Below are 9,962 nucleotides of genomic sequence, written 5' to 3' on the forward strand. Positions count from 1 at the left end.
TCTCACCCTGCTCAATCAACCGAATCGCTTCAGCCTTGAACTCCGCCGAATAGGCCCGACGCTTCTTTCCCATGTGGACACCTCCTGTCCCAACATGCCGATTGGGACTGCTTGGTGTCCACCAAACCGGGGCAGGGCCAGTGGACACAGCCGTTTTCGCGCGACACTTCGGGCACGCTCGCGCTTCCAGCATTTCATTGGTTGTGTGGCGCTGACGCCGAGCGCGCGTCGCTCTCGTCACCTGCGCACGCCGAGATCCAGCTTCAACAGAATAAATGCATCGATGCGGAAGAGGCCTGCGGTCGCGCCGCAGGCCTCCCTGCACGTGGTGCTCACTGTGACCGCTGTGGACTCCGTGTGACAATACGCAGCGCCGTCCGCGTCTCAGCGGTGATAAGACAATCAGTGCTGCCGAACAGCCAGATTGCTCACCGTGCCTTCGGTGTTGTGTGCGAAGCGGATGCCGTACACCCCGTCCGTCGAGCGCAGGCGTCCCTCCTGCACGACCTCGCTGCGCGGGTAGCTGCCCACGACAGTTCCGTTGATCGCGCACTCGACGCGGTCCTCGTGGACGCTGACGGCGATCTCCTGCGTGACAGGCTCGCCGGGCCCTGCGGCCTTGTTGACGGCGTCGTGTGTTTCGCCGCGGCGGCCGTTCATCTGGAACGGCTCCGGTCCGAAGCCGCGCACGATGAAGTTGCCGGCACCGTTGGCCGCACAGTACAGGTAGCTCTGGGAGTCGCCGCCGATGTCGTTGCCGGCGATCACGATACCGTAGGGGTGCGGGTGGTCGTTCAGGGCCATGTATGCCGGCTCCGTGAAGGTGGCCGACACGGTGTACTCGCCGCTCGCGGTGTTGGCCGGGTTCCAGTACGTGATCGCCGGCCCGGTACGCACGTGGAGGACGTCGCCTTCCATGGTGAGACTTGCGTTGGCAACGCTCTGGCCGGCCTGTGCGGCGCGCGCGTCGACTGCGCCCTGCCATCCCTCCACGTGGATGCCGCCGTTGGCGACAGCCCGGTCTTCCTCCTGCGCGTGGGCATTCGCCGCCATGGCGAGGAACAGGGGAACGGCAAGCACAGCGCGTGTGTGACGCATGAGCTCCTCCAGGGGTGTGCGGGGATTCAGGGAGTACTGCCTGCGGGGCGCCGCAAGTCCAGTGCCCCGTCGATGATCGTGCGGACGACGTCGTCGCGAATGTCGACGCCGGGATAGTAGCCGTTTCCGTTCACGCCGGCGTTCTGGCGGTTCGTGAGGAGCACGATGCCGAGGCGGGCTGCGGGCACGCCGGTGACGTACGCGCCGGTGAAGCCGCTGTGCGCGAAGCTGCCCGCGGGGGCATCCGCGGGCAGCTGCCAGCCGAGACCGTGGCCGAAGCGATCGCGCCGCGTGAACTCCTCGACCACATCGCGCGCGATGTAGCGACGCCCGCCGTACTCGCCGCCCTGCAGTATCAGCTGGAGCAGCACGGCCAGGTCACGTCCGGTGGAGAACAGGCCGGCGTGGCCGGCGACGCCGCCGTGCGCGTACCACGCGTTGCCATCGTTCACCTCGCCCATCAGCGTATACGTTCGCCAGCCGTCCCAGGCGGTCGGATCCCCGTCGTAGCGGTAGCCGAACGCGGTGTCGTGGACCATGCGCCGCTCATAGGGGTTGCCGTGCGATGTTGCGGCGAAATCCTGCGATGCGGTGGGCAGGAAGGACGTGTGGAGCAGCCCCAGCGGCGCGTACAGCTCGTCGCGCAGGAACGCATCGAGAGGCCTGGCGCTCACCTGCTCCACGATGTAGCCGAGCAGCATGAAGCCGAGGTCGCTGTAGCGGCGCTCGACGCCCACGCCGTACTGCAGGGGCAGGTGGCGGATCACCTCGTACGCCTCGGCGGCGCTGGAAGCGTTGTAGTAGATCGGCTGCCACTGGTGGAGCCCGGCCGAGTGCGTGAGCAGGTGACGCACGGTGATGCTGTCGAAGTGTGCTCCGCGGAAATCGGGCAGGTAGCGGTGCACGGGCGCGTCGACGTCGATGAGGCCGCGATCGACCAGCAGCATGATCGCGTACGTCGTGGCCATCACCTTGGTGACGGAGGCGAGGTCGAAAACCGTCGTGACCTGCATCGGCCGGGGCTCGTCCAGCCGGCGTGGTGTGCCGTACTTCGCCCGTTCGTCATACTCGTAGAGCTGCGCGAAGCCGTGGGCGCTCTCGTGGACGATCCGGCCGTCGCGCGTCACGACGAGGACGGCGCCGGGGATCTGCCCTGCGGCCACGGCGGCGTCGAGCATGCTGTCTGCGCGCAGGATGGCGCCGGCGAACGCATGGTCGCGTGGTGCCGAAGGCGTGACGTACGCGGCCTGGGCGCATGCGGCCAGCAGCGTCACGGCAAAGGGTATGGCGCGGGTCAGTGAGACGGTCATCCCGGCAAACTCCGGCGGCGCGTGATGTGCGGCAAGGTGGGGCGGGCCGGGCACGGGCACGGGCACGGGCACGGGCACGGGCACGGGCACGGGCACGGGCACGAGTATCGCCGAGTTCAAGCGCAGCGCGCCGGCGGGCTCAGCGCCTGCACGTCAGCGGGTGGGCACCGCGTCGGCGGCGCGCACACGCACACGCACACGCACACGGGGGAAGGGTGGACGCTGGTCACGGGGGCCGGACTGCACAGAGCGCGGGGGGTGTGCGCCCCCCCGGCGCGGACGTGGTGTTCCGGACCCGCGGCCTGGGCAAGGTCTACCGCATGGGGCAGGTCGAGGTGCACGCGCTGCGGGGCGTCGATCTCGACCTCTACGCGGGTGAGCTGGTGGTCCTGCTCGGTGCGTCCGGCAGTGGCAAGTCCACGCTGCTCAACATTCTCGGCGGGCTGGACACGGCAAGCTCGGGGACGGTGTCGTACCTGGACCGCGACCTGACGCACGCAACCGACGATGTGCTCACCGAGTTCCGCCGCTATCACGTCGGCTTCGTCTTCCAGTTCTACAACCTGATCCCGAGTCTCACCGCGCGGGAGAACGTTGCGATCGTCACGGAGATCGCGCGCGATCCGATGTCGCCGGAGGAGGCGCTGCAGCTCGTCGGCCTGGGCGAGCGAATGGACCATTTCCCTGCGCAGATGTCCGGCGGCGAACAGCAGCGGGTGGCGATCGCGCGGGCGATCGCCAAGCGGCCCGCGGTGCTGCTGTGCGACGAACCGACCGGCGCACTGGACTCCGGGACCGGCGTTGCGGTGCTTGCGGCGATCCAGCGTGTGAACAGCGAGCTGGGCACGACGACGGCGGTGATCACGCACAATGAAGCCCAGGCACGGATCGCGAACCGGATCATCCACCTGAGCGACGGCCGGATCACGCGGGTGGACGAAAACCGTGAGCCGGTCCAGGCGCGGGAGCTGACCTGGTGACGTTCTGCGCCGCGTCCGGGCCAGTGCATCCTGCGCATGAGGCGCAGCGCCTCGAGCAGGCAGCCTGCGCTGAAGCGTCTGCAGAGCGGCCCGTCCCGGGCGCCGTGAGCCTTCCGTGCTGAAGCTGCGCGCACTCGATCGCAAGCTGCTGCGCGACCTGGGGCAGATGCGTGGGCAGGCGATCGCAATCGCGTTCGTCGTGGCAGCGGGCGTCGCGTCCTGGGTCTCCATGGCAAGCATCATGGACTCGCTGCAGGGCACGCTCGCGGCCTACTACAGGGACTATCGCTTTGCGGACGGCTTTGCGACGGTGCGGCGCGCACCGGAACGCGTGGCGGACCGGCTGCGTGCGGTGGCGGGCATCGGGCACGTGGAGACGCGGGTGATCGGCGCGGCCAACCTGGATGTGCGGGGCTTCGACGAGCCCGTCACCAGCGTGATCGTCAGCCTGCCGGGCGCCGGGCAGCCTGCTCTCAACCGGCTCGTCATCCGGTCCGGACAGCTTCCCGCTGCCCGCTCGGACGAGGTCCTGCTCAACGAGGTGTTCGCGGATGCACATGACCTGGAGCCCGGCGACAGCATCACGGCGATCCTGAACGGGCGCTACCGCGTGCTGACGGTGAGCGGCATCGCGCTCTCGCCGGAGTACCTGATGCAGATCCAGCCGGGGGCCTTTTTTCCCGACCCGGAGCGCTTCGGCGTGCTGTGGATGGACCGGGACGTGCTCGCACCCGCGTACGACATGGACGGCGCGTTCAATGACGTCGTCTTCACGATTGCGCCCGGTGCGCGCACGGCCGATGTGATCGAGCGTGTCGACGCGGTGCTCCGGCAGTATGGTGGCCAGGGGGCGCACGGGCGCGAGGACCAGCCGTCGCACTCGCTGATTTCCGAGGAGTTCCGGCAGCTCGAAACGATGTCGACATTGCTGCCCGCGATCTTTCTCGCGGTCGCGGCGTTTCTTCTCAACATCGTCGTGTCGCGGCTCGTTGCGCTGCAGCGCGAGCAGATCGCGGTGCTCAAGGCCTTCGGTTACACCAACGTCGCAATCGGCGTGCACTACCTGAAGCTGGTGCTGGTGATCGGGCTGCTGGGTGCACTGCTGGGCATCGCGCTCGGCATCTGGGCGGGAGCGGCGATGGGTGGGCTGTACCTCGAGTTCTACCGCTTCCCTGCCCTGGACTACACGCTGCGCGCGTCCGTCGTGGTTCTCGCGGTGTCGTTCACCGGCGGTGCCGCCCTGCTGGGCGTGATCCGCGCGGTCCGCAATGCAGTTCGCCTGGCGCCGGCGGAAGCGATGCGGCCGCCCGCTCCGGCGACGTACCGGCCGACGATCGTCGAGCGACTGGGCCTGCAGCGTTTCTTCGACCAGCCGACACGCATGATCATGCGCAACCTCGAGCGGCAGTCGATCAAGTCGCTGCTCACGGTCCTCGGCATTGCGGCCGGCTGTGCCCTGCTCGTCATGGGACTCTTCTTCGGCGACGCCTTCGACCGCATCATCCGCGTGCAGTATGGCATCGCGCAGCGCCACGACCTGGCTGTCACGTTCATCGAGCCCACCTCGTCGTCCGCGGTGCAGGAGCTGGCAGCACTGCCGGGCGTGCTGCATGCGGAGCCGATGCGCACAGTCCCGGTGCGGTTGCGCCACGGCCACCGCGAGGAGATGATCGCATTGCAGGGTGTGCCGCCCGACGCGTACCTGCAGCGCGTGATCGACCCGGATCTGCGGCCGCTCGCCATTCCGCCCTCCGGCGTGCTGCTGTCCACGCGACTCGGCGAGCTGCTCGATGCGCGGGCCGGTGACCAGCTCGAGGTCGAGGTGCTCGAGGGGACGCGCTCCCGCACCCTGCTGACCGTCGCCGGACTCGGCGAACAGTTCGTCGGCCTGGGCGCCTACATGGAGCTGGACGAGCTCAACCGACTGGCCGGCAACGGCCAGGCGGTCTCCGGTGCGCTGCTGATGATCGACGATGCATACGCGAATGCGATCACCGGGCGGCTGCAGGATCGTCCCCGTATCGCGGCCATCACCGCACAGGACCAGGCGATCAACGCGGTGCGCACCACCTTCGAATCGAGCATGCTCGTCATGACTGCCGTGCTCAGCCTGTTTGCCGGCATCATCGCGTTCGGCGTGATCTACAACAGTGCCCGGATCTCGCTGTCCGAGCGGGACCGCGAGCTTGCGAGCCTGCGCGTGCTCGGCTTCCGTCGGGGCGAGGTCGCCTATATCCTGCTCGGTGAGCTGGCGCTGCTCGTGCTGCTCGCGGTGCCCGTCGGCTTTCTGTTCGGTGGACTGGGCGCACGTGCGCTGGTCGACAGACTGCAATCCGACATGTACCAGATTCCACTCGTGCTGCAGTCGGACACGTTCGCCATCGCGGCGAGCGTGGTGCTCGGCGCGGGCGCCGCCTCTGCCCTCATCGTGCTGCGCCGCCTCAACGAGCTCGACCTGGTCGGCGTCCTCAAGACGAGGGAATGATGAAGCGACCTACCCGGCGGCAGATCGTGCTCGGCGCGATTGCGGCCGTGACTCTCCTCGCGATCGTCGTCGCGTTCCTTCCCGAACCACTGCCGGTCGACGCGGCACCGGTCACCAGTGGACCGCTGCGGGTCACCGTGGAGGAGGAAGGCAGGACGGAGGTTGCGGATCGCTACGTCGTCACTGCGCCCGTCATCGCATATGCCCGCCGCATCACGCTGGAGGAGGGCGACGCGGTGGGTGCAGGCGATGTGCTGGTGCAGCTCGAGCCGCCACGCGCGGCGATCCTGGACCCGCGCAACCAGGCGCAGGCGAACGCGGCGGTACGCGCCGCGCGCGCGGCCGTCCAGGAGGCAGCCGTCGCGGCGGAGCGGGCAGACGCGGACCTGGCGCGCTTTGAACGGCTGTTCGACGCAGGCGCGATCACGGCGCAGGAGATCGAGCAGGCCCGCGCTGCAGCCGTGCGGGCCGGTGCGTCGCTGGACGCGGCGCGCGCGGAGCTGTCGGCCGCCGAGATCAGTGCGCGCGCCACGCCGTCGGGTCACCTGTCCGTGCCGACGGTACTGCGCGCCCCCGCCGGCGGCCAGGTACTGGCCGTGCGCCGGACGAGCGAGGGCCCTGTCAGTCCCGGCGAGCCGCTGCTCGAGATCGGCAACACCCGCGTCATCGAGGTGCGCACGGACGTCCTTTCGGAAGACGCCGTGCAGATCCACCCCGGCACGCGGGTCGAGATCGACGACTGGGGCGGCGCCGCGAAGCTGGAAGGCGTCGTGACACGCGTCGATCCCGAAGCCGTCACCCGGGTCTCCGCGCTCGGCGTCGAGGAGCAGCGCGTGCCGGTATGGGCGAGCATCACGTCGCCGGAGAGTCTCCGGGGCGGGCTCGGGTCCGGATACCGCGTGCTCGCGCGTTTCATACTCTGGGATGGCGCCGGCGTGCTCCAGGTGCCGACCGCGGCGCTGTTCCGGAGCGGTGACGGCTGGAGCACGTTCGTCGTGGAGGACGGCCGGGCGCGGCTCCGGGGTGTCGAGATCGGCCGGCAGGGTGGCCTTGCGACGCAGGTGCTGGACGGTCTCCGCGAGGGAGAGCTCGTCGTGGTGCACCCGCCCGGCGACCTGGCGGACGGCGCACGGGTGGACGTGCCGGCGGAGCAGGACGGCTGAGAACGCGGGCTGTGGCCGCTCCGTTGTCGCCGCGTTCGTGCGCCGTGCGCGTGCAGGACGTCGCCTGAACGGACATCCGGTGGTTCCGTCCCGTGCACCTGTCGCCGCAGCCCCCGACGAAACATTATGCCCCGGCTCACGTATCACGGGCACAGCAACGCATCCATCCTGCGATCTCCGGACGTCAATGACGCAGACCCGCAGCGGTAGGCTACTGTATGTTGCCGCCACCGCGATCCTCAGTCTTGTCACAGCATGCGCCTCGAGCTCCGGGGCCGGGGTGTCTCCCGCGGGACCGGGTGAGGCTCCGAACCGCAGCGACAGTCGCAGCACCTCGGACATCGAGGCGCTCTACCGCGCCCGCATCGACAGCTCGCGCACCCGCTTCACGGAAGCGGACGTCGTGTTCATGAACGACATGATCCATCACCATGCGCAGGCGATCGAGATGGCACAGCTCGCGCCATCGCATGGTGCCAGCGAATCGATCCGCACGCTCGCGGCGCGCATCATCAATGCGCAGGAGGACGAGATCGCGACGATGCAGCGGTGGCTGCGCACGCGCGGCCAGCCGGTGCCCGAGCTGCACCGGATGGACGACGGCCGCGTGATGGTGCACGTGCCGGGGATGCAGCACGGCGCCAATCACGATATGATGCACATGCCCGGCATGCTGAGCGCCGAGCAGCTCGCATCGCTGCGCGCGGCACGAGGCCCTGCGTTCGACCGCCTGTTCCTCACGCTCATGATCCAGCACCACACCGGCGCCGTGGCGATGGTACGCGACCTGTTCGCGACGGATGGCGCGGGGCAGGACGAGGACGTGTTCCGCTTCGCCTCGGACGTGCAGGTCGATCAGCGGACGGAAGTCGCGCGCATGGAGCTGATGCTGAGGGCACTGCCCGAGGCCGACGGCTCGCAGTAGTCACACCCCGACAAACCAGCTAAAGGAATCGGTATGAGACCTGTCCCCCTGCAGGAACTCCGTACACGCGCGGCATCGCTGCGCACCGGTGCGCTGCTCGCCGCCGGGGCGTTGAGCCTCGCGGCCTGCGCGTCCTCCACGTCGTCGGCCGGCTCCTCGCAGCCGGCGCCCACCACGGGCGACGTCGTGCCGTTCTCGACTGCGCTCCGGACAGTTCCCAGCCCGGATCCGCGTGTCGGGCTCGGCGCCGGCCTGTTCGACGCAGAGGAGGCGATCTGGAACCTGCGCCAGGTGTCGTTCACTCCACCGTCCGAGGAGTTCGTCGGCGTGACCAACTCCGACCTCGCGTTCACGGGCGACTTCGCGATCCAGGGCAACTACAACGGGTTCCAGGTCTGGAACATCGCCGATCCGGCGAACCCGACGCTGGAGATCGGCTTCGTCTGCCCGGCATCGCAGAGTGACGTGTCCATCTACCGCAACCTGCTCTTCGTCTCGGGCGAGGGACTGGGCGGCCGGCTGGACTGCGGCACGGAGGGCGTGGCCGAGGCAGTCAGCCAGGACCGCCTGCGCGGCATCCGGATCTTCGACGTCAGCGACATTCGCAACCCGCGCTACGTCGGCAACGTGCAGACCTGCCGCGGCTCGCACACGCACACCGTGCTCGAGCATCCTGGCGACACCGAGAACGTCTACATCTACGTGTCGGGCTCCGCCCAGGTACGCCCGGAGGAGGAGCTGCCGGGGTGCGTCGCGGCGCCGCCGAGCGAGGATCCGAACTCCGCGCTGTTCCGCATCGAGGTCATCCGCGTGCCGCTGAAGAACCCGGAGCTCGCCGCCATCGTCAGCTCGCCGCGCATCTTCGATGAGCTGGTCGCGCCGCCGAGACACGGCATGGCGCCGGACGACATCCGTGAGATCGAAGAGGCAAAGGCCCGTGGCGCGTTCGTCGCCGAGGTGATGGGGCAGCAGTTCGTGCTGCCGGACCAGTGGGTGCGCCCGATGCTCGACTCCATCGTTGCGCGCCGTGGCGGCACGGGTGCTCCGACCGCGCAGGACAGCGCGACGCTGCGGGCCGAGCTGCCGCAGATCGTTGCGGCCATGGTCGGTGAGCGTGAGCAGGGTGACGGCCCGCGTCCGGGCCCGACGCAGTGCCACGACATCACCGTGTACCCCGCGATCGGGCTCGCCGGCGGCGCGTGCGAGGGCTACGGCCTGCTCCTCGACATCCGCGACCCGGTCAACCCCGTGCGCATCGATGCGGCAGCGGATTCCAACTTCGCGTACTGGCACTCCGCCACGTTCAGCAATGACGGCAGCAAGGTCATCTTCACGGACGAGTGGGGCGGCGGCGGTCAGGCGAAGTGCCGTGCGAGCGACCCGGCCGAGTGGGGTGCGAACGCGATCTTCACGATCGAGAACCGGCAGCTCGTCTTCAAGGACTACTACAAGCTGCCGGCTGCGCAGACGCCACTCGAGAACTGCGTCGCGCACAACGGCTCGCTGATCCCGATCCCGGGTCGTGACGTGATGGTGCAGGCGTGGTACCAGGGCGGCATCTCCGTCTTCGACTTCACGGACCCGAACAACCCCGTCGAGATCGCGTTCCATGACCGCGGCCCAATCGATCCGGACCAGTTCTCGATGGGCGGCAGCTGGTCGGTGTACTGGTACAACGGCGCGATCTACAGCTCGGAGATCGCACGCGGGCTCGACGTCTTCGAGCTGGAGCCGAGCGCGTTCCTGACGCAGAACGAGATCGATGCGGCGAACACGGTGCAGCTCGACTACCTGAACCCGCAGGGCCAGCCGCAGTACGTCTGGCCGCCATCGTTCGCCCTGGCACGTGCCTACGTCGACCAGCTCGAGCGCTGGCAGGGGCTGCCGGCGGACCGCATCGCCGAGATCCGCGGCTCGCTCGTGAGCGCAGAGGTGCTGTCCGGTGCGCCGCAGGCAAACATGCTGAACCGTCTCGCAACACGTCTCGACGCCGACGTCGCG

At 68.8% G+C, this 9,962-nt stretch carries 7 protein-coding genes; 5 read left to right on the plus strand and 2 right to left on the minus strand.

Translation table 11 applies throughout. The features are described from left to right. Positions 1-402: 402 nt before the first annotated feature. On the minus strand, positions 403-1,098 hold the full coding sequence (locus tag VFU06_09750) for a hypothetical protein (protein ID HEU5209685.1): 696 nt from the start codon (positions 1,096-1,098) through the stop codon (positions 403-405). 26 nt (positions 1,099-1,124) lie between these two features. Beyond that, on the minus strand, positions 1,125-2,408 hold the full coding sequence (locus VFU06_09755) for a serine hydrolase (GenBank protein ID HEU5209686.1): 1,284 nt from the start codon (positions 2,406-2,408) through the stop codon (positions 1,125-1,127). 284 nt (positions 2,409-2,692) lie between these two features. On the opposite strand from VFU06_09755, the gene VFU06_09760 reads away from it, so the two are divergent. From VFU06_09760 to VFU06_09780, 5 genes are all read left to right on the plus strand, one after another. Next, positions 2,693-3,388 (plus strand): ABC transporter ATP-binding protein, encoded by a 696-nt coding sequence (locus tag VFU06_09760; GenBank protein ID HEU5209687.1) that lies wholly within the window; start codon positions 2,693-2,695, stop codon positions 3,386-3,388. A 115-nt stretch (positions 3,389-3,503) separates the two neighbouring features. Continuing rightward, on the plus strand, positions 3,504-5,873 hold the full coding sequence (locus VFU06_09765) for an ABC transporter permease (GenBank protein HEU5209688.1): 2,370 nt from the start codon (positions 3,504-3,506) through the stop codon (positions 5,871-5,873). Next, the gene (locus VFU06_09770) at positions 5,870-7,036 is read left to right on the plus strand and encodes an efflux RND transporter periplasmic adaptor subunit (protein ID HEU5209689.1); all 1,167 of its coding nucleotides are present in this window, start codon (positions 5,870-5,872) and stop codon (positions 7,034-7,036) included. Before VFU06_09765 ends, VFU06_09770 begins: the two co-directional genes overlap by 4 nt. Before the next feature lie 280 nt (positions 7,037-7,316). Further along, complete coding sequence (locus tag VFU06_09775) at positions 7,317-7,961, plus strand: DUF305 domain-containing protein (protein HEU5209690.1); 645 nt, start codon at positions 7,317-7,319, stop codon at positions 7,959-7,961. Positions 7,962-7,994: 33 nt separating this feature from the next. Further along, the coding region (locus VFU06_09780) for a hypothetical protein (protein ID HEU5209691.1) at positions 7,995-9,962 on the plus strand (1,968 nt) is incomplete at its 3' end.

Source organism: Longimicrobiales bacterium (assembly GCA_035764935.1).
GTDB lineage: Bacteria > Gemmatimonadota > Gemmatimonadetes > Longimicrobiales > RSA9 > DASTYK01.